Origin of the sequence: Yersinia artesiana (genome assembly GCF_902726545.1) — a bacterium.
Taxonomy (GTDB): domain Bacteria; phylum Pseudomonadota; class Gammaproteobacteria; order Enterobacterales; family Enterobacteriaceae; genus Yersinia; species Yersinia artesiana.
The window spans coordinates 1-23,145 of sequence record NZ_CACVAD010000036.1 but is presented as its reverse complement, the minus strand read 5'-3'; the positions used below and the strand labels follow the sequence as shown (position 1 = coordinate 23,145).

Sequence of the window (23,145 nt, the reverse complement as noted above, 5' to 3'; positions counted from 1 at the left end):
TTATTATGGTTACAGTCAGTTGGAGCCAGTGTGATTGTGCGATTGAGTCCAATGACGATGTTCTATCAGGTGTGATAAAAGTCACATCTCCATTTGTTACCGGTATCATGATACCGGTAACATGATAAAATACGAAACCATAGCGAGCGGTAAAATTCCTATTCTGAGATAGAGATCAACATTATGGCAGGACGTAGCATTATCGTGATGGGTGTATCGGGTAGCGGTAAAACTACCGTGGGAGAAGCGGTGGCCCGCCGGATTCACGCCAAATTTATTGACGGTGATGACCTGCATCCCCGTGCCAATATTCAGAAAATGGGCAGTGGGCATCCTCTTAATGATGAGGATCGTATGCCGTGGTTGGAGCGCCTGAGCGATGCGGCTTATAGCCTGCACCATAAGAATGAAACCGGTATTATTGTCTGTTCGGCCCTGAAACGGCGCTATCGCGATCGGCTGCGAGAAGGTAATCCGGAAATGGTGTTTTTATACCTGAAAGGCAGTTTTGATGTGATTATGGAGCGGCTAAAAGCTCGATCCGGTCATTTTATGCCTACCGATTTACTAAAAAGTCAGTTTGAAGCATTGGAAGAACCGGGGTCAGCAGAGCCGGATGTTATCTGTGTGGATATTGATGCAGATATTGATGAAGTTGTGCAGCGCTGTGTGTTGGCGCTGGAAAAACAGAACTAATCATCGCGTGATGGAAACTGTTAGCAAAGTTGAATGAAGGGACATCGCCCCTTGGGTGCGGTAAACCCTTCACTCACCGAGCTATCGATAACTTTGCTGTTAACCGGCGCGTAAATTCACTTTGTCAGATACGCGCGCACGCCATCCAAAAACATCTGCGTTGATAACATCACCAAAATTAATCCCATCAGGCGCTCCAATGCGCTAACACCTTTGCTGCCCAACAAGCGCAGAAACAGATTCGACATCAACAAAATAGCCGCCGACAAGCCCCAGGCGATCATCAACGCCAGCACCAAATGGCTAAGCTGATTAGGATATTGATGGGATAGCAGCATCAGGGTCGCCAGAATAGACGGGCCTGCCACTAATGGGATGGCGAGCGGAACCAAGAAAGGCTCTTCCCCGGCCGATAGCCCGGTAACACTGCTCTCGGGAGAGGGGAAAATCATCTTAATAGCGATTAAAAACAAAATAATACCGCCGGATATTGATACTGTTTCCGTACGCAAATTCAAGAACGCCAAAATCTTCTCGCCGGCGAACAGGAAAATTAGCATCAATATGAGTGCGATCAGCAATTCACGGATCAACACCACTCGCCGCCGTTTAGGTTCCAGATGTTTAAGCACCGACATAAAAATCGGCAAATTACCCAGCGGATCCATAATCAAAAACAGCAACACCGTTGCCGCAATCATCTCTGTCATTATTACCTCAAAAAAATCAAAACGACTGGCGTTTCCCGCCAGTCAAAGTCACATATTAGGAAGATTGCTTTGAATCATTCTGGTATCGAATAATTTAACTTGCCACTTTGTCCATATTTTGTAAGGTGGTATCAGGTCTGTCCTCGTCAGTTTGCCGTATGCATCAGCAGCGATGCGAGACAGACATCCATTAATCGGTGTCACCTTCCAAGGCAGGACAGTAAACATGAAAAACGTTGGTTTTATCGGCTGGCGCGGTATGGTCGGCTCAGTACTCATGCAACGCATGATTGAAGAACGCGACTTTGACGGGATCCGCCCGGTCTTTTTCTCTACCTCTCAACACGGCCAGGCCGCTCCGTCTTTCACGGGTCAGCAAGGTACGTTGCAAGACGCTTATGATATTGATGCGCTGAGTGCATTGGATATTATCATTACTTGTCAGGGGGGAGATTATACCAACGAAATTTATCCAAAGCTGCGAGAAACTGGCTGGCAAGGTTATTGGATTGACGCGGCTTCATCTCTACGTATGCGCGATGATGCGATTATCATTCTGGACCCGGTGAACCACGGAGTCATTCAACAAGGGCTGGATAAGGGCATCAAGACCTTTGCCGGTGGCAACTGTACCGTCAGCCTGATGCTGATGTCATTGGGCGGTTTGTTTGCTAATGATTTGGTTGAGTGGGCATCTGTTGCGACTTATCAGGCAGCCTCTGGTGGCGGTGCACGTCATATGCGCGAATTGCTGACCCAAATGGGCATGTTGCACGCTGATGTGGCAAAAGAGCTGCAAGATCCGGCCTCAGCTATTTTGGATATCGAACGTAAAGTGACTGCGGCCACTCGCAGCGGCAAATTGCCGACCGATAACTTTGGCGTGCCATTGGCGGGCAGTTTGATTCCATGGATCGACAAAGCGCTGGATAACGGTCAGAGCCGTGAAGAGTGGAAAGGGCAGGCCGAAACCAACAAAATTTTGAATACCGGCAGTGTTATCCCGGTTGATGGCCTGTGTGTTCGTATCGGCGCGCTGCGTTGCCACAGCCAGGCCTTTACACTGAAGCTGAAAAAAGATGTGCCACTACCAGAAATCGAGCAATTACTGGCAACTCACAATGACTGGGTTCGTGTTATCCCGAATGATCGCGAGTTGAGCATGCGCGAACTCACCCCTGCGGCGGTGACCGGTACGTTGAATACGCCAGTGGGCCGTCTGCGTAAACTGAATATGGGGCCAGAATATCTTTCCGCCTTCACCGTTGGGGACCAGCTACTGTGGGGGGCTGCGGAGCCACTGCGCCGTATGCTGCGGATTTTGCTGTAATTTAATATCTAATCATGATGAAAAGCCCTGATCTTATAGTCAGGGCTTTTTTATTACTGCACTTTTGCTGGGGGTAACGCATTAATAAAGACTGCCACAATTACAACAACTGGCTGATATTCAGTTCTTCCATCAAGCGGTAGTTATCCGAATAATCTACCGGAATGGCGATGACGGTCGGGCCTTGAGTATCCATAGCCTGATGTAATTTAATCGTTAATTCAGCAGCAGATTCAACAGCAAAGCCTTTTGCGCCAAAGGATTCCGCGTACATTTTAAAATCTATCGGGCCAAAACTGACACCAGATGAGCGCCGGTATTTCTTCTGCTCCTGAATTTCCACCATGTTATAACCGTTATCCACCCAGATGATATGCAGCAGGTTACTTTTAAGCCGCACCGCAGTTTCCAACTCCATGCTGGATTGCATAAAACCCCCATCCCCAGAGACAGAAACCACTTTTTGCTGCGGATTGACCAGTGCAGCCGCAATGGCCCACGGCAGGGCGACGCCCATGGTCTGCTGACCATTTGACATTAAAATTTGCCGGCTACGAAAGCTGTAGAGATAGCGGGCAATCCAAATATGGAAGCTCCCCATATCGACACAAAGCGTCACATCACTGTTGACTATATCCTGCATTGCTCGCACCAGCCGCAGGGGATGGATGGCGAAACCACTCATTTTATCCGCACGATTGGCCAGGTCGCGCCGTTGACGACAGCGATCTTCCAGTATTGCCTGTGTTTGGGAGGTTAAGACTACCGGGCCATGTATCTGCTGATTGAGGGCCTCCAATGTGGCGGCGATATCACCTAATAGCTCTTTTTCCGGCTGATAAGCTGCGTCTATCTCGGCGGGTAAAATATCGATATGTATCAGTGTTGCCTGGCCGTTGTTCCATAGTGTGGGGTCATACTCCACCGGGCTATAACCGATAGTGATAATCAAATCAGCTTGTTGCAGTAGCTTATCGCCCGCCTGATTATTAAATAACCCTACCCGGCCAGCAAAATGGTCGAAATGTGCCTGGTCAACGACACCGGCGGCCTGATAGGTGCTAGTGACCGGTATTTTGCTGTGATGAAGTAAGCGCCGAATCGCTTGTGCGTTGGCCGGTTGACTCGCCATTAACCCCAGTAACAAGATAGGATTTTTCGCCTGATTAACTAATTTAGCGACAGCAATAATTTCATTGAGTGGTGCGCTACCGCTTTGTGGACAAACTTGATGAATTAGCGCCTGCCCGGTGATGGGTTTATTGAGAATATCTTGTGGCAAGCTGACAAAGGCGGCGCCCTGTCTGCCAAACTCAGCACTTCTGAAGGCATTCCCCAGCACTTCGCCAAGTGCCGCAGAAGCCGTCACTTCTGCGCTAAATTTGGTTATCGGGCGGAAGATGCTCACGGTATCCATACTTTGATGCGTTATTTTCAGGCTATCGGAGCGTTTTACTGCACCCCCCAAGGCGACAACCGGATCCCCTTCGGAGGTCGCGGTAGCAAGGCCGGTAACCAGATTGGCGCAGCCCGGCCCGGAGGTGACCAGCGCGACACCGGCTTTACCGGTCAGTCGGCCAACGGCTGCGGCCATAAAGGCGGCATTCGCTTCGTGGCGCACCACAACGGTGTTGATGCTGGAATCTTCCAGTGAATCAAATACCCGATCAATTTTAGCGCCCGGAATGCCAAATACCTGCTTCACACCTTGCTGTTCTAAGTGATTAACCACCAGATCTGCGCCACATTTCCAGGTCAGAATATTGGGTTCATTTATCATGATATGTTGTCCTTTATCTATTCTTGCTGTGCTGCGGATTAACTCTCTACGGCACAAATCGCACTGTTGAGATTTTGTGGGGAAAGGTTTGCTGTAAGAAAATCAGGTTCCTGCGGCAGCTCGATAACCAATTTGGCGACAGTGCCAAAGGTCAGAATGCCGTTTTCCAGTTGGTAATCCAGTACGTGACCACCGCCGCTGCGGTCATTGGTAATAAAATGTTCGTGATAACCGGCAACATTAATGCCTTGGGTATAGTTTGGGCTGCGAAAACCAATGATCACGCCATTTTGATGCTCAAACTCAAAGATGGGTTGCTCGGCGATAGCTTCAAGCATGGGTTTATAGGGGCGCTGCTGGCGCGGCACGGTGCGGGTTTCAACATGACTGAACTTGCCTTCAATGCGCAGTGCGCAAAACAGATTATCTGTTGCAGCAACATCGTTAATCACCTTGTGAAGCTGCTCTCGGCTCATTTTGTGTTCGAATTGGCGTTTTTCAGTCGGTTGAAAAAAGGTCATCACGGCAAAGGGGGTTTTCTGCTGTGGTTGGGCGGAGCGGGCGCTACCATCGGATCGCAATTGATAAATTTTACTGTTTAATGCGACGAGTTCGCCATCAAGATTGTTAAATGTTCCTAATCCAAAATCGCCGTGTTTCAATAACTCAGCCATCGTAACCTGGCCTTCGTAAACCCCGCCAATCAACGCACTCATCAGTGATGTCTGGTAAATAATGCACTCAGGATGCTGGCTCTGATAGGCAATAACGCTTTCTGCCACCTCTTGAGCACATGAGCAATGTGATGCTATTGATTCAGTCATATTCTTCCTCGCCCTTATGTAACATAAATTATATTTATATATAAGGTTGACGCCGAAAGAGCATAAGTACCAATATAGGAATCCCACTTTTTCGATATCAAAAATATATGGAATTACGTTATCTACGTTATTTTGTGGCAGTGGCTTCGGCCCGGCACTTCACCCGAGCAGCCGAAACACTGGGTATTTCACAACCGCCATTGAGCCAACAGATTCAAAAATTGGAGCAGGAAATAGGCACACCGCTACTGCGCCGCTTGACACGAGGGGTCGAATTGACCAATGCGGGGAAGGTGTTCTATGAGGATGCTTGTCATATATTGACGTTGACGGATGAGGCGATAAAACGGGCTAAAAGTATTGCGCGGGGGGAAACGGGCAAACTGCGGGTAGGTTTTGCCAGCTCGACCGCATTTCAGCCCATCGTCTTACAACTGCTCCATGCTTATCGGGATAAATATCCAGAGGTGATCTTGTCGCCCAGTGAAGAAACCATGCCGGTGTTAATGAATGATTTGCATAACGAACATATTGATGTGGCTTTTATTCGCCAACCCTGTGATGCCAGTAATGAATTCACCTGCAAGGTGCTGGTGGAGGAAGATATGTTGTTGGTGCTACCACATAATCACCCATTGCACCGCTTGCCAACAATCAATCTGCACACACTACAGCATGAAAAACTGATTATTTTCCCACGGGAGGTCGGCCCCGGATTATATGATGCCATTATCACCGCTTGCTATCGCGCAGGGTTTCAACCCGAGTTAGGGCAGCAATCGCCACAGATGGTCTCGGCGATTGGCATGGTTTCTGCCGGTTTTGGTTTTACTCTGGTGCCCCGTTCACTCACAACTATTCAGGCAAATAATGTCACTTATCATGAGATTGATGACAGCTTATTAAAAACCAAGATTACTTTGGCATGGCGGCGGCATGAACATTCAGCAGCGGTACTTAATATGGTGAATATCATGACTCGCAAAAAGCTATCCGCCGGTTAGTTCTCACTTGCGGTGATAAACGGTAGTTTAATGATGATACGGGTGAATTCCTCAGCTTTATTTATTACGGTTACACCGTATTCACTGCCATAACGTACTTTAATCCGCCGATCCACAAGGTTCATACCCAGCCCATCACCATTTGGCCGCGGTTGATACAATCCGGCATTATCCTCGACTTCCAGCACCAGAACATGATCATCCAACTTGCCGTGCAAGGTGATACGACCATTGCTGAACATCTGTGAAATACCGTGTTTGATGGCATTTTCTACCACCGGTTGGAGCGAAAATGCCGGTAAACGCGCCTCCATCAACTCATCTGGTAATGAAATTTCAACACTCAGGCGATCTGCAAACCGCGCTTTTTCTATTTCCAGATAAGCATTTACATGTTCAATTTCATCACTCAGTGTGACCACATCATGACTGCGTTTGAGGTTTTTGCGGAAGAATGTCGACAGAGACAGCACCAGTTTACGGGCATGGTCTGGATTGCGCCGGATCACCACCGACAGAGTATTGAGCGCGTTAAACAGGAAGTGGGGATTCACTTGCGCGTGAAGCAGTTTGATTTCGGATTGTGCCAGCATCTGTTTTTGCTGCTCAAACTCACCGGCCAGAATTTGGGCCGATAGCAGGTGAGCAATGCCTTCACCTAATGTGCGGTTAATACTGGAAAATAGCTTACTTTTTGGCTCATACAGTTTGATGCTGCCAATCACCCGATGCTCTTCACCACGCAACGGGATAACCAAGGTAGAACCTAGCTTACAGGTCGGTGAAATTGAACAGGTATAGGGTACGGCGTTGCCGTCGGCGTAGACCACCTGATTCAGCTCAATCGCCCGGTGGGTATGGTCGGAAGTAATGGCTCCTCCCACTTTATGATGGTCTGAACCGGTGCCAATAAAGGCCAATAGCTTTTCACGGTCAGTGATTGCTACCGCGCCCACCCCCAGTTCTTCATACAAAATGCGCGCCACTCGCATGCTGTTTTGCTGATCAAAACCGTGACGTAATAACCCTTCCGCTCGTGCGGCAATTTGTAGCGCTTTGGCTGAGAATGCGGTGGTGTATTTTTCGAAAATAGCCCGCCTGTCCAATAAGATACGCATAAACATCGCGGCACCGATGGTGTTGGTTATCATCATCGGTAAGGCAATGTTCTCAACCAATTCGACCGCTTCGTGGAAGGGGCGCGCCACTGTCAGAATAATCAACATTTGCAGGACTTCGGCCACCAAGGTAATAGCAGCAACAACCAGCGGCTGGAACAACAAATCAAGACGATTTTTGCGGATCAGATAGCTATGCAGCAGCCCGCCTAACAACCCTTCGGTGATGGTAGATAACATGCAGGCGGTGGCGGTCATTCCTCCCATGGAGTAGCGATGTAAGCCGCCGGTTAGCCCTACCAGAAAACCAACTGATGGCCCCCCCAGTACGCCACCCAATACGGCACCGATAGCGCGGGTATTGGCGATGGAGTCATCAATATGCAAACCAAAATAGGTTCCCATGATGCAAAACATGGAAAACGTGAGGTAGCACACCAGTTTATGGGGCAACCTAATGGTAACCTGCATTAAGGGGATAAATAGCGGTGTTTTACTCAACAGATAGGCGATGACCAGATAGACACACATCTGTTGTAAAAGGGAAAAAATCAGTTCGACCTGGCTAACGCCCATGTTGGATGACCATTGTTATTGCTACGATTATTTATTGCTGCCGCTATTGTAGCCAGATTCCTCGACCGAGATGTTAGCCCGCCCCTTGTTTTAACAAAAAAGCCCTATGGGGCCAAAAATCGTATCAGCTTGTTGTTTTGCACATTTCACCTGTCGACTATCACATTATTTTTATCTGACTCATTACGGCATTTACATCACGCATCTGCCTCATGCACAGCTTAACCTCCTTTTTTTTCACTTATTTGCGTGAGAAAAAATTTCATTAATCATAAGCCGATTTTTTTAGCACTCATTGACTATGCTTATTGTTTGGGTGAGAAAAATTTGATGGCTGGGCGCTATTCTCAGAACAACGGATTAAGGCATTAAGTCTGTTTATTGACCTTGATCATGCCTAATACATTAAATGGATTGCATGATTACCGTGCAGATTTTTGACTGTATTTTTCAAATTTCTTTATAAAATCATGCTATTAATCAAAGGAAGAAGATATGCCAGTACTTCCCGACCGTAAGGTGATTAATCAAATTATTTCCGGCCATTATGCCGATCCTTTTTCCGTTTTGGGTATGCACCAAACTGAGCGGGGATTACAGGTATGTGCGTTGTTGCCGGATGCCAAAGAGGTGTGGTTGGTTGACACAGAAAGCGGGCGTAATATTGTTCAATTAAAGAGTGAAGATCCGCGTGGTTTCTTCATCGCCAAAATTCCTCGCCGTAAAAAACCTTTCCGTTATCAGTTAGCCGTTACGTGGCAAGAAAGTACACAAATCATCGAAGATCCCTACCGTTTCGGCACATTATTACAGGATATCGATACCTGGTTACTGGCCGAAGGGACTCATTTACGCCCTTATGAACGCTTAGGCGCGCATTTGATGAGTCTGGATGGCGTGCCGGGGGTCAGTTTTGCGGTTTGGGCGCCGAATGCTCAACGTGTTTCTGTGGTGGGGGAATTTAACTTTTGGGATGGTCGCCGCCATCCTATGCGGTTACGGCGAGAAAATGGTATTTGGGAGCTATTCCTGCCCGGCGTGCAAGCGGGGCAGTTGTATAAGTTTGAGATAATTGATTGCCACGGTCAGGTGCGGTTAAAAGCCGATCCCTACGCCTTTAAAGCCCAGATGCGGCCAGAAACAGCTTCATTGGTTAGCCCGTTACCCGATGTGGTCGAAAATACTCCCGCCCGACAAAAAGCCAATGACTTGCGTTCACCTATTTCTATTTATGAAGTCCATCTTGGTTCGTGGCGACGCCATACCGACAATAACTTTTGGCTCAGTTATGGTGAATTAGCCGATCAACTGGTCGAGTACGTCAAATACATGGGATTCACCCATGTGGAATTATTGCCCATTAATGAGCATCCGTTTGATGGCAGTTGGGGCTATCAACCGCTGGGGTTATACGCACCGACTCGCCGGTTTGGTACACCACAAGATTTCAAAGATTTTGTCGCCAAATTCCATGAGGCAGGGATTAACGTCATTCTTGACTGGGTTCCGGGTCATTTCCCCAGTGATGAGCATGGGTTATCGACGTTCGATGGCACCGCCCTATATGAATATGCCGATCCGCGTGAAGGCTACCATCAAGACTGGAATACCCTGATTTATAACTATGGTCGCAATGAAGTTCGCAACTATTTAGCGGGAAATGCGTTCTACTGGATGGAGCGTTTTGGCATCGATGCATTACGTATTGATGCTGTTGCTTCAATGATTTACCGCGATTACAGCCGTGCCGAAGGGCAATGGGTGCCCAATTATTACGGCGGGCGCGAAAATCTGGAGGCGATAGCCTTTCTGCGTTACACCAACCATACCATCGGTGTTGAGCGCTCCGGCGGTGTCACTATGGCTGAGGAGTCCACTGACTTCCCAGGGGTGACATTACCTCCTGATGCGGGTGGATTGGGCTTTAACTACAAGTGGAATATGGGCTGGATGCATGACACGCTCAATTACATGCAATGTGACCCTGTTCACCGCAAATACCATCATAATCTAATGACTTTCGGTATGTTATACGCCTATACCGAGAACTTTATTTTACCGATCTCTCACGATGAAGTGGTGCATGGCAAACGTTCAATCCTTGATCGTATGCCAGGTGATGCATGGCAGAAATTCGCCAACTTGCGGGCTTATTATGGGTTTATGTGGGCGCATCCGGGCAAAAAATTACTGTTTATGGGATGTGAATTCGCCCAAGGGCGTGAGTGGAATTTTGATACCAGTTTGGACTGGCATTTGCTGGATGACGAGAATGGTTGGCATAAGGGTGTGCAGCGTTGGGTTCGCGACCTTAACCATTGTTATCAACAGCATGCGCCACTTTATGAGTTGGATTACCAACCGGATGGCTTTGAGTGGCTGGTGGTGGATGATCATGAAAACTCGGTATTTGCGTTCCTGCGCCGTGATGCTGATGGTAACGAATTGATTGTCATTAGTAATTTTACGCCAGTACCACGTTATAACTACCGCGTAGGTGTCCCGCAGAGTGGGCATTATCGTGAAGTGTTGAACTCTGATTCAGCGTTCTATCGCGGCAGCAATATGGGTAATCAGGGCGGTATTCATAGCCACCAGGTTAGCAGCCATAATCACAGTCACTCTTTGCTGCTAACTCTCCCGCCGTTGTCGACCATTTATCTGGCGCGGGAGGGGTAGGATGACGACGCTGACGAGTGGCTCCCCGACACCAATGGGTGCTCATTTTGATGGCTCTGGGATCAATTTCACTCTGTTTTCGGCCCATGCAGAACAGGTTGAATTGTGCCTGTTCGATGATAATAACCAGGAGCTGCGGATACCGTTACCGGCCCGCAGTGGGGATATCTGGCATGGTTATCTCCCCGGCGGAAAGCCGGGGCAGCGTTATGGTTACCGTGCCAGTGGGCCATTTAACCCGCAACAAGGCCACCGTTTTAATCCCCACAAGCTATTGATAGACCCTTGTGCTCGTGCGCTGGATGGTAAAGTGGGTGATGACCTCAGCTTACAAGGTGGGGTGAGTCAGCCCGACTCTCGCGACAGTGCTGCTGTAGCTCCAAAGTGTATTGTGGTTCATGAAGAATATGATTGGCAGGGGGATCGCCGACCAACCATTCCTTGGGGCAATACCGTCATTTATGAAGCTCATGTCCGCGGCTTAACTCAATTACACCCGGATATTCCGGCAGATCTGCGTGGCACGTACGCCGGTTTGGCTCATCCCGCCATGATTCAATACCTGAAAAAGCTGGGTATAACGACGTTGGAGTTGTTGCCGGTGCAATTCCATATCGATGAGCCACGTTTGCAGAAGATGGGGCTGAGTAATTACTGGGGTTATAACGTACTCGCACCCTATGCAGTTGACTCGGATTATGCTTCTGGTCGTGAGGGGATATCCCCGCTGCAAGAGCTACGTGATGCGGTGAAAGCACTGCACAAAGCCGGTATAGAAGTGATTCTGGATGTGGTGTTCAACCACAGCGCAGAGCTGGATGTGTTTGGCCCCACTCTGTGCCAGCGTGGGATCGACAATGCCAGCTACTACTGGCTCACCCCTGAGGGTGAATATGACAACATGACCGGTTGTGGCAATACATTGAACCTTAGCCAACCTTATGTGATGCAGTGGGTGCTTGATTGCCTGCGTTACTGGGTTGATAGCTGCCACATTGACGGTTTCCGCTTTGATTTGGGTACGGTTTTGGGGCGCTCACCGGCTTTCGACCAACATGCCCCTTTGTTTGCCGCACTGGCGGCGGATAAACAGCTCTGTAGTTGCAAGATGATTGCGGAGCCTTGGGATATCGGCTTGGGGGGTTATCAATTGGGTAACTTCCCGGCCGGTTTTAGTGAATGGAATGACCAATATCGCGATGCCATGCGCCGCTTCTGGTTACGCGGCGATTTACCTTTGGGGCAATTCGCCCAGCACTTTGCAGCATCCAGCAATTTATTCAAACATCGGGAGCGTTTGCCTTCCGCCAGTATCAATCAAATCACCGCCCATGATGGTTTTACCCTGCAAGATTTGCTGTGTTTTAACCAAAAACACAACCAAATCAACGGAGAAGAAAACCGTGATGGCAGTGATAACAATCTGAGCAATAATTTTGGTAGTGAAGGTTTGGTGGCGGATGAGGCTATCTGGCAACGGCGCAAAGCGTGCCAGCGCGCATTGCTGACCACCTTGCTGCTTTCACAGGGAACACCGATGTTGCTGGCTGGCGATGAGCACGGCCATAGTCAGCAAGGCAACAACAATGCGTATTGTCAGAACAACATTCTCACCTGGCTCGATTGGGGAAGCGCAGATCGAGAATTAACGGCATTTACTGCCGAACTTATTCGATTACGCCAGCAGATTCCGGCTCTGATTCAAGATTCATGGTGGGAAGACGGCGATGGCAATGTGCAATGGCTGGATAGTCAGGGGCAAGTGCTGAGTGATGGGGCTTGGGAGCAGGGTTGCCAGAAACAACTACAAATACGGTTATCTCAGCGCTGGCTGGTGGTGATTAATGCCACTGATCAAGCGTGTGAAATGCATTTACCTGTGGGGGAATGGGTGGTGATTCCTCCTTTTGAGCCGTCAGAGCATACGGAACCATTAACCGTATGGAATGGGTCTGCACATACCGTTTGCGTGCTCACACAGAAATTTTAAGGAGTCTTCATGGTTAAGTTTGAGAACAAAGACCCACTGATGTTAGCTCGATTATTACCGAATAAATCTGTCGCGCTGATTCTGGCGGGTGGCCGTGGTTCGCGGCTGAAAGATTTAACGGCGACCCGTGCTAAACCCGCAGTTCATTTTGGCGGCAAGTTTCGTATTATTGATTTTGCCCTTTCCAACTGTCTGAATTCGGGTATCCGGCGTATCGGCGTGATAACGCAATATCAGTCACATAGCTTGGTTCAGCATATTCAACGGGGTTGGTCATTCCTCAATGAGGAAATGAACGAATTTGTCGATTTATTGCCAGCCCAACAGCGCCTGAGCACTGAGCAGTGGTACAAAGGCACCGCAGATGCGGTTTACCAGAATCTGGATATTATCCGTCGCTACAAAGCGGAACATATCGTCATTCTGGCGGGTGACCATATTTACAAGATGGATTATTCCCGCATGCTGCTCGACCACGCTGAGAAAGGGGCTGAGTGTACTGTGGCGTGTATTCCCGTCCCCATTACCGAGGCCACTGAATTTGGTGTCATGGAGGTTGCCGAGGATTATCAGATAACCGCTTTCTATGAAAAACCGGCTAACCCACCTGCGATGCCTGGCCGCCCGGATATGGCCCTCGCCAGCATGGGTATCTACATTTTCAATACTGATTATCTGTTTAAATTATTAGAAGAAGATCAGAAAACCCCCGGCTCCAGCCATGATTTTGGTAAAGATATCATCCCAAAATTAACCGAACAAAGAGTGGCCTGGGCACATCCATTCGACCTTTCCTGTGTGACTTCTAATGCTGAACTGCCGCCTTACTGGCGTGACGTTGGGACGCTGGATGCCTACTGGCGCGCCAACCTCGACCTGGCATCGGTGACGCCAGAGCTGGATATGTATGACCGCGATTGGCCGATTCGGACACATATGGAGCCGCTGCCGCCTGCCAAGTTTGTGCAGGACCGCTCCGGTAGCCACGGTATGACCATGAACTCGTTGGTCTCCGGTGGCTGTATTGTTTCCGGTTCGGTGGTGGTGCATTCGGTGCTATTCCCTCGGGTGCGGGTGAACTCATTTTGCACCATTGATTCCACATTGCTGCTGCCGGATGTCAATGTGGGCCGCTCGTGCCGCCTGCGTCGCTGCATAATTGACCGCGCCTGTCATATACCGGAGGGGACGGTTATTGGCGAAAACGCCGAAGAAGACAGCAAGCGTTTTTATCGCTCTGAGGGCGGGGTGGTGTTAGTGACCCGTTCGATGCTGGCCAAGCTGGCGGCGAAATAGGGCTATCGGATTTTATCATTTATTAAGTGAGTATCTTATACCCAAATTAATTGGAGTGGCAGGTAGGCAGCAAACGAGGGTATCCCGATGAGCTGACTCAGGTCAGTGATTCGGGTGCGTGAGAGCAGCTAACAACCCTGCCGCTTCAAGTAAGAAGGGTATAAATAGGAGTGATGATGCGGGTTCTACACGTATGTTCTGAGTTATTCCCGTTGTTAAAAACCGGGGGATTGGCTGACGTTGTTGGTGCTTTACCTGCCGCTCAAATTGCTGAGGGGGCCGATGTCAGGGTTATGCTGCCGGGGTTCCCAGACTTGCGCCGTGGCATCCCAGACACGGTTTTGGTCAGGGAGATTGATACCTTTGCTGGCCGTGTTTCATTACGTTATGGCCACTATCAGGGGATTGGTATTTACCTGATTGATGCTCCGGGCCTCTATGATCGGGCCGGCAGCCCGTATCACGACCAATCTTTGCATGCTTATGCTGATAACTATCGCCGTTTTGCATTGCTGGGATGGATGGCTTGCGAACTGGCATGTGGATTAGATGGTTATTGGCGTCCGGAGGTGGTGCATGCTCATGATTGGCATGCCGGGTTAGCTTGTGCTTATCTCGCGGCACGTGGCCGCCCGGCACGTTCAGTATTTACCGTCCATAATTTGGCTTATCAAGGGCTTTTTTCTGGGAAGCATTTGGCTGAAATACAACTGCCAGCCGCATTTTTCCAAATGTATGGATTGGAATTCTATGGACAGATTTCCTATCTGAAAGCTGGATTGTTCTTTGCTGACCATGTTACCACCGTCAGTCCAACTTATGCCAAGGAAATCACCCAACCTGCCTTTGGCTACGGCATGGAGGGGCTGCTACAAGAGCGGGCCAGTCAGGGGCGATTGACCGGGATACTCAATGGGGTGGACAGTGATATCTGGGACCCACAAACGGATGTTTTGCTCCATGCCCGCTATGATGCAGAAGATCTGCAAAAGAAAGCGGTCAATAAAACACACCTGCAAACCACGATGGGGTTGGAGGTGACGGAGAAGAAACCTATTTTTGCCGTTGTCAGCAGGTTGACAGAGCAAAAAGGGTTAGATTTGGTGCTGGAAGCGTTGCCCGATCTACTGCAATTGGGAGGGCAACTGGTTGTTCTGGGCGCGGGTGATGCCATTTTACAAGAGGCATTCCTGGCAGCAGCGGCAGACTATTCCGGTCAGGTTGGGGTGCAAATAGGCTATCACGAGGCATTCTCACACCGAATCATTGCCGGTGCGGATGTGATTCTGGTGCCCAGCCGTTTTGAACCCTGTGGGCTAACACAGTTGTATGGTTTGAAGTATGGCACTTTGCCACTGGTCCGGCATACGGGCGGGTTGGCAGATACCGTGGTGGATTGCGCGCTGGAAAATCTGGCAGACGGCAGTGCCTCGGGATTTGTGTTTGATGAATGCGATGCACAAGCATTGGTGCGGGCGATTCGCCGTGCTTTTGTTCTGTGGAGCCGACCAAAACATTGGCGTCATGTTCAGCGCCACGCGATGGGGCTGGACTTTGGTTGGCAAGTAGCAGCGGCAGACTATCTGTCACTTTATCGGCGTCTGTGATTTCTCGTTGCCGATTTGTTGTAACCACTAATTGGGAAAACCGCTATGACATCACCGTTCAGTTATACCTCACCTGTTGTCAGTGTGGACGCGCTGAAACACTCGATTGCCTACAAACTAATGTTTATTGTGGGCAAAGATCCCTCTATTGCGACTCAGCACGATTGGCTGAATGCGACTTTATTTGCCGTGCGTGACCGGATGGTTGAACGCTGGCTGCGCTCTAATCGTGCACAATTATCACAAGACGTTCGGCAGGTTTATTATCTGTCGATGGAGTTTCTCTTGGGACGAACGCTTTCTAATGCACTGTTATCGATGGGTATTTATGAAGATATCGAACAGGCTTTGGATGAAATGGGCCTTAATCTGTCTGAGCTGCTGCAAGAAGAGAATGACCCTGGTTTAGGTAATGGTGGCTTAGGGCGTTTGGCGGCCTGTTTTCTGGATTCACTGGCGACATTGGCACTTCCCGGTCGCGGTTACGGCATTCGCTACGAATATGGCATGTTCAGCCAGAAAATCGTCAATGGTCAACAGATGGAGTCGCCAGATAACTGGCTGGAATATGGCAATGCCTGGGAGTTTCCACGGCACAATACTCGCTATAAAGTGCGTTTTGGTGGCCGTATTCAGCAGGAAGGTAGCAAAACTCGCTGGCTGGAAACGGAAGAAATCCTCGCTTGTGCCTATGATCAAATCATTCCTGGTTTTGATACAGATGCGACTAATACTCTGCGCTTATGGTCTGCACAGGCCAGTAATGAGATCAATCTGGGTAAATTCAACCAAGGTGATTATTTCGCAGCGGTAGAAGATAAAAACCATTCAGAAAACGTATCTCGCGTGCTTTATCCTGATGATTCGACCTACTCCGGACGCGAACTGCGCCTGAGGCAAGAGTATTTTTTAGTCTCCGCCACGGTGCAGGATATTCTCAATCGCCATTGGACGATGCACCAAACATTCGAGAATTTGGCTGATAAGATTGCTATTCACCTGAATGATACCCACCCAGTGCTTTCTATCCCTGAAATGATGCGTCTGCTGATTGATGAGCATAAATTTAGCTGGATGGATGCTTGGGATGTGGTGCAGCAAGTGTTCTCCTACACCAACCATACCCTGATGAGTGAAGCGCTGGAGACCTGGCCTATCGACATGATTGGTAAGATCCTGCCGCGCCATCTGCAAATCATCTTTGATATCAATGACCATTTCCTCAAACTGGTGCAGGAACAGTATCCGAATGAACCGGAGTTGCTGCCACGGGTATCGATTATTGATGAAAACCATGGGCGACAGGTGCGTATGGCCTGGCTGGCGGTGATTGCCAGCCACAAAGTGAACGGCGTGTCGGCGCTACATTCAGAGTTGATGGTGCAATCGCTGTTTGCTGATTTTGCCCGTATCTTCCCGAACCGCTTCTGCAATAAAACCAATGGAGTTACACCACGGCGTTGGCTGGGTCTGGCTAACCGGCCATTGGCCGCAGTATTGGATGACAGTATCGGCCATAACTGGCGCACCGATTTGAGCCAACTCAGTGAGCTGGAAAAGAATATTGATTATGTGAGCTTCTTGCGGGCAGTGCAAAAAGCCAAGCTAGAGAATAAGAAGCGACTGGCTATCTATATTGCGCAAAAGCTGAATATTGTGGTGAATCCAGCGGCGCTATTTGATGTGCAAATCAAGCGTATTCATGAGTACAAACGGCAACTGTTGAATGTCCTGCATGTAATAACCCGCTATAACCGCATTCTTGAGGCCCCTGATGAGAAGTGGGTACCACGAGTGGTGATTTTTGCCGGTAAAGCCGCATCGGCTTATTATAATGCGAAGCAAATCATTAGGTTGATCAATGATGTGGCGAAGGTGATCAATAACGATCCGCGCATTAATAACCTGCTAAAAGTGGTGTTTATCCCGAACTACAGTGTCAGTTTGGCGCAGTTGATCATTCCAGCGGCTGATCTTTCCGAACAGATCTCGCTGGCGGGTACTGAAGCCTCGGGAACCAGTAATATGAAATTTGCGCTGAATGGGGCGCTGACTATTGGCACACTGGATGGGGCGAATGTCGAGATACGCGAACATGTGGGTGAGGATAATATCTTTATCTTTGGTAATACGACCGAGCAGGTTGAGGCGCTGCGTAATAATGGTTATAACCCACGGAAATATTATGACGAAGATCCGGAACTGCATTTGGCATTGACGCAAATTGCCACCGGTGTTTTCAGCCCGGAAGAGCCTAATCGTTACACCAGTTTGTTTGATTCACTGGTCAATCTTGGCGATCACTATCAGTTGCTGGCAGATTATCGCAGCTATGTGGATACCCAAGATCAAGTCGATGCGCTCTATCGTCATCCAGACGAATGGACACGTAAAAGCTTACTCAATATTGCCAATATGGGGTATTTCTCTTCGGATCGAACTATTCAAGAGTATGCCGATGATATTTGGCATATTAAGCCGATAAGGCTTTAAGCATTCACTGAGCGAATAAAAAAACCCTCTTCAGCAGTTAGTAATGAAGAGGGTTTTTTATATCTATCAAATAATTAAATACTTTTATTGGTCATCAGGAGACTAAAGAGAGTGTCTGCTGTTTCTCTGCTTGCACGGCTGCCAGCCATTCGGCAACACGCTGTTTCTGCTTAGCATCCAGAGTCATACCTAACTTGGTACGACGCCAGATGGCATCATCGAGTTCAACAACCCACTCTTTCTCAACCAGATAGCGCAATTCTGCTTCATACAGGCCGTGGCCGAAGTGTTCGCCCAGGCTTTCGATGCTGCTGGCATCAGCCAAAATCAGCTCACTGTGGCTACCATAAGTACGGGTATAGCGGCGCGCCAATCCTTCAGGGAGCCAGTTATAGCGATGGCGCAGTTGTACCGTATAGTTATCACGATTGCCGCCAATATCCCCGCCCGGTAATGAACCGGTTTTCGTCCATGCCGGGCCGACATTTGGATAGTAGCCGGACAGTTTTTCCAGCGCATGTTCTGCCAGTTTGCGGTAGGTGGTCAGTTTGCCACCAAATACTGACAGCAGAGGTGCTTTACCGCCTTCATCGGCGACATCCAGTGTGTAATCGCGGGTAACCGCTTGCGGTGAATCTGATTCATCATCGCACAGCGGACGCACGCCAGAGTAAGTCCAGACAATATCGTCGCGACCCAGTTGCTTTTTAAAGTGGTCGTTATACACCTTCAGCAGATAATCAATTTCCTGATCGTCGATCTTCACATCTTTCGGATCGCCGTGGAATTCCACATCAGTTGTACCGATGATGGAATATTCATCCAACCATGGAATGACGAAGACAATACGGTGGTCTTCGTTTTGCAGAATATAGGCTTGCGGCTGGTTATGCACGCGTGGCACCACAATATGGCTGCCTTTGATCAGGCGGATGCCATAAGGTGATTTCAGTTTCAGACCATCATCGAAGAACTGTTTAACCCACGGGCCGGTAGCATTCACTAACCCTTTGGCGCGCCAGGTAAAGGTTTTGCCGGTGTTGATATCGACCGCTTCCACCATCCATAGCCCTTGTTCACGCCAGGCGCGAGTCACTTTGGTGCGGGTACGTACTTCGCCACCACGTTCGACCACTTCCTGCGCATTCAACACGACCAAACGAGCATCATCGACCCAGCAGTCAGAATATTCGAAACCGCGCACTAACTCAGGCTTTAATACTGACTCTGGCCCAAAACGCAGCCCTTTACTGGCTGGCAGGCTGGTACGTTTGCCCAAATGATCGTACAAGAATAAGCCGGTACGAATCATCCACGCCGGGCGCAGATGGGGCTGATGGGGCAGGCGAAAGCGCATTGGGAAAGCGATATGAGGAGCCAGTTTCAGCAAAACCTCACGTTCGGCCAATGCTTCACTGACCAAGCGGAATTCATAGTGTTCCAGGTAACGTAAGCCACCGTGGATAAGTTTGGAGCTGGCAGAAGATGTAGCACAGGCCAAATCTTGTGCTTCCAGCAGCAGAACGGACAGGCCACGCCCTGCAGCGTCCGCAGCGATACCGGCACCATTAATGCCGCCACCGATCACGATCAAGTCTTTGGTTTCCATGCTTACTCCCTCCGGATGTTCGAAACAGCTCTTTAATGTTCGTTTTCGCTCATGATTGTAATCAAAAACCAACAAACAAGCCAAGACTTAACCAAAAAAAAACATTTATGCGTGATGGAAGTAACAGTTTTGTTATCAGGATGTGGGAGGAAGGACTGGATTTGGATTTGGTGAATAGGTTTGGTTCGGTTGTTAGAACAGATTGGATTAGGTTTCGGTTGATATTTGTTCGGTTACCATCTCACCTCTGTGGCCTCAACCGAGCAGGAGGGCAGGCCGGCCCTCCTGCTCAAGCGCGCTTTTCACCGCCGTCCATGGCGGCCCACTCGGGCCATCGTCTTTGTCGGTAATATCCCTAATTGCGCTCAAGGTCAAAAGAGAAAGTCAAAACCCTGCCTTTAGATTTTGATGTTAAAAGCACATTTGAGCAGCCGAGTGAAGAGTGTAGCAAGGGAAATCCGCCATGGACGGCGGATTTAGGCGTCATGAGCAGGGACGCGAATAAAGCCGTCCCGCCAGCGAAATGATGAGTGAGGGCACCCACGCAGTGGGCTAGCGATACGTGCGAAAGCGCGGGATTCCACAAGGGGGCCGCCGCCCCCTTTGGCGGTTGGTTCATCGGAGGTTAAGTGAGCCGTGAAGTTCTGACAACCGAACTGGAGCATCAACCGAAACCTGGTCCGATCTACTCTTGATTTCTGAAGTTCTGACAACCGAATCAAATCACTGAACCAAATCACCAAAACAAACGGCTAACACAACTCCAGTTGAACTTCATGCTGTTCAATAATCTTCATCACACTGGCGGGTGGCATCTGATCGGTAAACAAATAATCGATCAGATTCATATTCCCCAGATTCACCATCGCATTACGGCCAAACTTGGAATGGTCGGTTACCAGCATCACACAACGGGAGTTTTCGATAATTGCCCGCTTGGTGCGCACTTCATGGTAATCAAACTCCAACAGAGAGCCATCCATATCAATGCCGCTAATACCGAGGATGCCGTAATCAAGGCGGAACTGAGAAATGAAATCCAATGTGGCTTCACCAATAATTCCACCATCACGGGTACGCACTTCGCCGCCCGCCAGAATCAGACGGAAATCCTCTTTAGCGGTCAGCAATGTGGCTACGTTGAGATTGTTGGTGACTACGCGCAAACCTTTATGATTCATCAAGGCGTGAGCCACTGCCTCCGGTGTGGTGCCGATATCAATAAACAGGGTCGCGCCATCGGGGATCTGGCTGGCAACTCGCTGGGCAATACGCGCCTTTTCTTCCGACCACATCACTTTACGGTCGTTATAAGCCGCATTGACTGAGCTGGAGGGTAACGCCGCACCGCCATGATGACGGTGAATCTTGTTTTGATCCGCCAAGTCATTCAAATCGCGTCGGATGGTTTGCGGACTCACGGCAAAATGTTCCACTAGCTCTTCAGTACTGACGTAGCCCTGTTGGCGAACCAATTCAATAATCGCATCATGCCGCTGCGTTTGCTTCACGATAATCCCCTAATATGCCTGGTTGTTCCAGACAGTTATTGTGCAGTTTTTGCGCTGTTGCGCGTATCCCAAAATGCCATCAGCAACCCAATAATCAAGCCTGAAACATGCGCTGCATTGGCAATCGACAACCCTAAAATATCGAAATATCCAGCAACCAGCCAGAGAACCGAGAAAGCCATCAAACCACGAGGCAGTGAGATACCCCGCTCGGGTGCGCGTTCGCCGGTCAGCCAGACATAGCCCATCAGGGCATAAACCACACCAGAAAGACCGCCAAAATTCACACCGCTAAACAGCGATTGCCCCCAGCCACTGAATAAGGCTGAAACAATAGTTAATACCAGCAATTTGCCGGTGCCAAGCCGTTTTTCCATCTGCCCGGCCAGATACCACCACCACATGAGGTTAAACAGGATATGCAGCAGCGAAAAATGTAAAAAAGCATGGCTGACCCAACGCCAGATTTGCAGATACTGGCTGTTATCGCGCGGCCAGGCCAGCCAGGACATCACTGCGCCATCACCGACGATTTGCATCAGGATATAGATGGCAATACACAGCACCATGACACTGAGTGTCAGCGGCCCGGCCTGACTGCGCAGAGTCTGGAGATAAGAGAACCGTTGGTAAGGCAGATTAGAATGCAGATTGCCCGATTGCCAACTGGCGGCTTGGTAGCGCGGATTGAGGGGATCGAGTAAAAACTGTTCCAGCTCATGCTGAACCAGGGGTAATTGCTCATCATCGGCAAGCCAAATCTCCGCACCCTGAGAATCTGGCTTCACTTCCAATGCCACATTGCGAGTGGCCATATAATCAACGAAGGCCTGTGCCAGACGGAGATTAGAAATTGCTATTACACGAACCATTTTGTCTATCACCGTCTAACGAGATTTTAATTAAAGTGCTTAAAAATATCACAATCGGGTGAGTATTAGCTAACTGGCCTGTACCACGTCTTGTGGATAGCTTCTTGCCCATGCTTCAAAACCACCATCAATACTGTAAACCGCCTCAAAACCCTGTTGGAGCAGATACTGCGCTGCACCTTTGCTACTGTTGCCGTGATAGCACATTACCATCACCGGTTGTTCAAAATCAGTCTGTTGCATAAAAGTATGCAAGCTGCTGTTGGTCAGATGAAACGCCTCAGATGCGTGGCCTGCTTCAAAACTTTGCGGATCGCGGATATCAACTAAAACTGCTTGGTGTTCTTTTAGGCGGTTATAGGCCTGTTCAACACTGATTGTTTCAAACTGTTCCATTCTACTTTTTGCCTTGATGCAGATGAGTGATGTTAACGTGGCATTATAAGCGATTTTGGGTGTTCAGATATCAACAAGTTAGTTAGGGTTATAACCCCTATTTTAAAAGTACATACCTTATAAATTAAGCAGGTTTGTAAAAGAGTTTTTTATGACAAGGGGTAAGCTTGTATGGAACTGAATAGGGATTTTTATGGCGATATTGCGGAATGGTTTTTTTAGTCATTAATTAATTGAAAAATACCACCATAAATAATGTTAAAAATATTTTTGATGAAAGGACGGAGAAGTATATTATGGCCGATAATTGTGTGTCAGCACCATTGGTTATCCATGCTGGCAATAATATAGAATATATCAAGTCTGAAGGTCAAGGTGATGTTAATCAGTTGACATCATGGCAAGTTTTTATTAGGGAATTGAAACATATTTTCAGATTGGATATTTTAGATAATAAACTTGATAGTATTTACAACTCAAAAAATCATGGAGCAGACTCATTCATAAAGGCTGCATCAGAGTTGAAAGAGATAACCAAACCTGAGTTTCAGCGAAACTATAGTGTGTGTTTTATTCTCGATGCTAGTACCAATAAGTACCAAAGCGTTATGTTGATGTATGACCAATATAATGTTTTAGAATACAAGAATATTT

Annotated in this window: 17 protein-coding genes; 9 read left to right on the top strand and 8 right to left on the bottom strand. The window is 48.6% G+C overall.

The window, feature by feature from the left end; all coding sequences use genetic code 11:
* Positions 1–183: 183 nt before the first annotated feature.
* Complete coding sequence (locus tag HU019_RS13330) at positions 184–696, top strand: gluconokinase (protein WP_174847985.1); 513 nt, start codon at positions 184–186, stop codon at positions 694–696.
* A gap of 116 nt (positions 697–812) precedes the next feature.
* On the opposite strand, the gene HU019_RS13325 is transcribed toward HU019_RS13330, so the two are convergent.
* Complete coding sequence (locus HU019_RS13325) at positions 813–1,406, bottom strand: YhgN family NAAT transporter (RefSeq protein ID WP_005174792.1); 594 nt, start codon at positions 1,404–1,406, stop codon at positions 813–815.
* 226 nt (positions 1,407–1,632) lie between these two features.
* Here HU019_RS13325 and asd point away from each other — a divergent pair, with 226 nt between their 5' ends.
* Positions 1,633–2,736 carry an aspartate-semialdehyde dehydrogenase gene (gene asd, locus HU019_RS13320; RefSeq protein WP_019081568.1) on the top strand — a complete coding sequence of 368 codons (1,104 nt, stop codon included), beginning with the start codon at positions 1,633–1,635 and terminating at the stop codon, positions 2,734–2,736.
* 100 nt (positions 2,737–2,836) lie between these two features.
* Here the strand turns inward: asd and alsS are convergent, their stop codons facing one another.
* Both alsS and budA read right to left on the bottom strand, forming a co-directional pair.
* Positions 2,837–4,516, bottom strand: a complete 1,680-nt coding sequence (alsS, locus tag HU019_RS13315) for an acetolactate synthase AlsS (protein ID WP_174847984.1) — start codon at positions 4,514–4,516, stop codon at positions 2,837–2,839.
* A 38-nt stretch (positions 4,517–4,554) separates the two neighbouring features.
* Complete coding sequence (gene budA / locus HU019_RS13310; protein WP_174847983.1) at positions 4,555–5,340, bottom strand: acetolactate decarboxylase; 786 nt, start codon at positions 5,338–5,340, stop codon at positions 4,555–4,557.
* A 107-nt stretch (positions 5,341–5,447) separates the two neighbouring features.
* Between budA and HU019_RS13305 the strand changes: the two genes are divergently transcribed.
* Complete coding sequence (locus tag HU019_RS13305; protein WP_174847982.1) at positions 5,448–6,344, top strand: LysR substrate-binding domain-containing protein; 897 nt, start codon at positions 5,448–5,450, stop codon at positions 6,342–6,344.
* Here HU019_RS13305 and HU019_RS13300 read toward each other — a convergent pair.
* On the bottom strand, positions 6,341–8,038 hold the full coding sequence (locus HU019_RS13300) for a sensor histidine kinase (RefSeq protein WP_174847981.1): 1,698 nt from the start codon (positions 8,036–8,038) through the stop codon (positions 6,341–6,343). The genes HU019_RS13305 and HU019_RS13300 overlap by 4 nt on opposite strands.
* 495 nt (positions 8,039–8,533) lie before the next feature.
* Here HU019_RS13300 and glgB point away from each other — a divergent pair, with 495 nt between their 5' ends.
* The 5 genes from glgB (at position 8,534) to glgP (ending at position 18,103) form a co-directional block, all read left to right on the top strand.
* Positions 8,534–10,717 carry a 1,4-alpha-glucan branching protein GlgB gene (gene glgB / locus HU019_RS13295; RefSeq protein WP_174847980.1) on the top strand — a complete coding sequence of 728 codons (2,184 nt, stop codon included), beginning with the start codon at positions 8,534–8,536 and terminating at the stop codon, positions 10,715–10,717.
* A 1-nt stretch (position 10,718) separates the two neighbouring features.
* Positions 10,719–12,707 (top strand): glycogen debranching protein GlgX, encoded by a 1,989-nt coding sequence (gene glgX / locus HU019_RS13290; RefSeq protein WP_174847979.1) that lies wholly within the window; start codon positions 10,719–10,721, stop codon positions 12,705–12,707.
* Positions 12,708–12,716: 9 nt separating this feature from the next.
* Complete coding sequence (gene glgC, locus HU019_RS13285; protein ID WP_174847978.1) at positions 12,717–14,003, top strand: glucose-1-phosphate adenylyltransferase; 1,287 nt, start codon at positions 12,717–12,719, stop codon at positions 14,001–14,003.
* A gap of 176 nt (positions 14,004–14,179) precedes the next feature.
* Entirely contained in the window at positions 14,180–15,610 is a 1,431-nt protein-coding gene (glgA, locus tag HU019_RS13280; RefSeq protein WP_174847977.1) for a glycogen synthase GlgA, read from the top strand.
* Between the two features lie 45 nt (positions 15,611–15,655).
* Positions 15,656–18,103, top strand: coding sequence for a glycogen phosphorylase (gene glgP, locus HU019_RS13275; RefSeq protein WP_174847976.1), 2,448 nt, complete (start codon positions 15,656–15,658; stop codon positions 18,101–18,103).
* A 94-nt stretch (positions 18,104–18,197) separates the two neighbouring features.
* Here the strand turns inward: glgP and glpD are convergent, their stop codons facing one another.
* The 4 genes from glpD to glpE all read right to left on the bottom strand — a co-directional run bounded on the left by glpD (position 18,198) and on the right by glpE (position 22,491).
* On the bottom strand, positions 18,198–19,712 hold the full coding sequence (gene glpD / locus HU019_RS13270; protein ID WP_174847975.1) for a glycerol-3-phosphate dehydrogenase: 1,515 nt from the start codon (positions 19,710–19,712) through the stop codon (positions 18,198–18,200).
* Between the two features lie 752 nt (positions 19,713–20,464).
* A complete protein-coding gene (locus HU019_RS13265) occupies positions 20,465–21,223 on the bottom strand; it encodes a DeoR/GlpR family transcriptional regulator (protein WP_005157500.1) in 759 nt (252 codons plus the stop codon).
* 35 nt (positions 21,224–21,258) lie between these two features.
* Positions 21,259–22,095, bottom strand: a complete 837-nt coding sequence (gene glpG, locus HU019_RS13260; protein ID WP_174847974.1) for a rhomboid family intramembrane serine protease GlpG — start codon at positions 22,093–22,095, stop codon at positions 21,259–21,261.
* A gap of 69 nt (positions 22,096–22,164) precedes the next feature.
* Positions 22,165–22,491, bottom strand: coding sequence for a thiosulfate sulfurtransferase GlpE (gene glpE / locus HU019_RS13255; protein WP_174847973.1), 327 nt, complete (start codon positions 22,489–22,491; stop codon positions 22,165–22,167).
* A gap of 296 nt (positions 22,492–22,787) precedes the next feature.
* Between glpE and HU019_RS13250 the strand changes: the two genes are divergently transcribed.
* On the top strand, positions 22,788–23,145 hold a 358-nt coding region (locus HU019_RS13250), incomplete at its 3' end, for a hypothetical protein (protein ID WP_174850494.1).

What these genes read in the sequence shown, in the direction of transcription:
- budA (WP_174847983.1), bottom strand. Translation starts at nt 5,340, where the DNA reads ATGACTGAATCAATAGCATCACATTGCTCATGTGCTCAAGAGGTGGCA.
- glgX (WP_174847979.1), top strand. Translation starts at nt 10,719, where the DNA reads ATGACGACGCTGACGAGTGGCTCCCCGACACCAATGGGTGCTCATTTT.
- asd (WP_019081568.1), top strand. Translation starts at nt 1,633, where the DNA reads ATGAAAAACGTTGGTTTTATCGGCTGGCGCGGTATGGTCGGCTCAGTA.
- glgB (WP_174847980.1), top strand. Translation starts at nt 8,534, where the DNA reads ATGCCAGTACTTCCCGACCGTAAGGTGATTAATCAAATTATTTCCGGC.
- HU019_RS13325 (WP_005174792.1), bottom strand. Translation starts at nt 1,406, where the DNA reads ATGACAGAGATGATTGCGGCAACGGTGTTGCTGTTTTTGATTATGGAT.
- glgA (WP_174847977.1), top strand. Translation starts at nt 14,180, where the DNA reads ATGCGGGTTCTACACGTATGTTCTGAGTTATTCCCGTTGTTAAAAACC.
- alsS (WP_174847984.1), bottom strand. Translation starts at nt 4,516, where the DNA reads ATGATAAATGAACCCAATATTCTGACCTGGAAATGTGGCGCAGATCTG.
- HU019_RS13305 (WP_174847982.1), top strand. Translation starts at nt 5,448, where the DNA reads ATGGAATTACGTTATCTACGTTATTTTGTGGCAGTGGCTTCGGCCCGG.
- HU019_RS13300 (WP_174847981.1), bottom strand. Translation starts at nt 8,038, where the DNA reads ATGGGCGTTAGCCAGGTCGAACTGATTTTTTCCCTTTTACAACAGATG.
- glpG (WP_174847974.1), bottom strand. Translation starts at nt 22,095, where the DNA reads ATGGTTCGTGTAATAGCAATTTCTAATCTCCGTCTGGCACAGGCCTTC.
- glgP (WP_174847976.1), top strand. Translation starts at nt 15,656, where the DNA reads ATGACATCACCGTTCAGTTATACCTCACCTGTTGTCAGTGTGGACGCG.
- glpD (WP_174847975.1), bottom strand. Translation starts at nt 19,712, where the DNA reads ATGGAAACCAAAGACTTGATCGTGATCGGTGGCGGCATTAATGGTGCC.
- glpE (WP_174847973.1), bottom strand. Translation starts at nt 22,491, where the DNA reads ATGGAACAGTTTGAAACAATCAGTGTTGAACAGGCCTATAACCGCCTA.
- HU019_RS13330 (WP_174847985.1), top strand. Translation starts at nt 184, where the DNA reads ATGGCAGGACGTAGCATTATCGTGATGGGTGTATCGGGTAGCGGTAAA.
- glgC (WP_174847978.1), top strand. Translation starts at nt 12,717, where the DNA reads ATGGTTAAGTTTGAGAACAAAGACCCACTGATGTTAGCTCGATTATTA.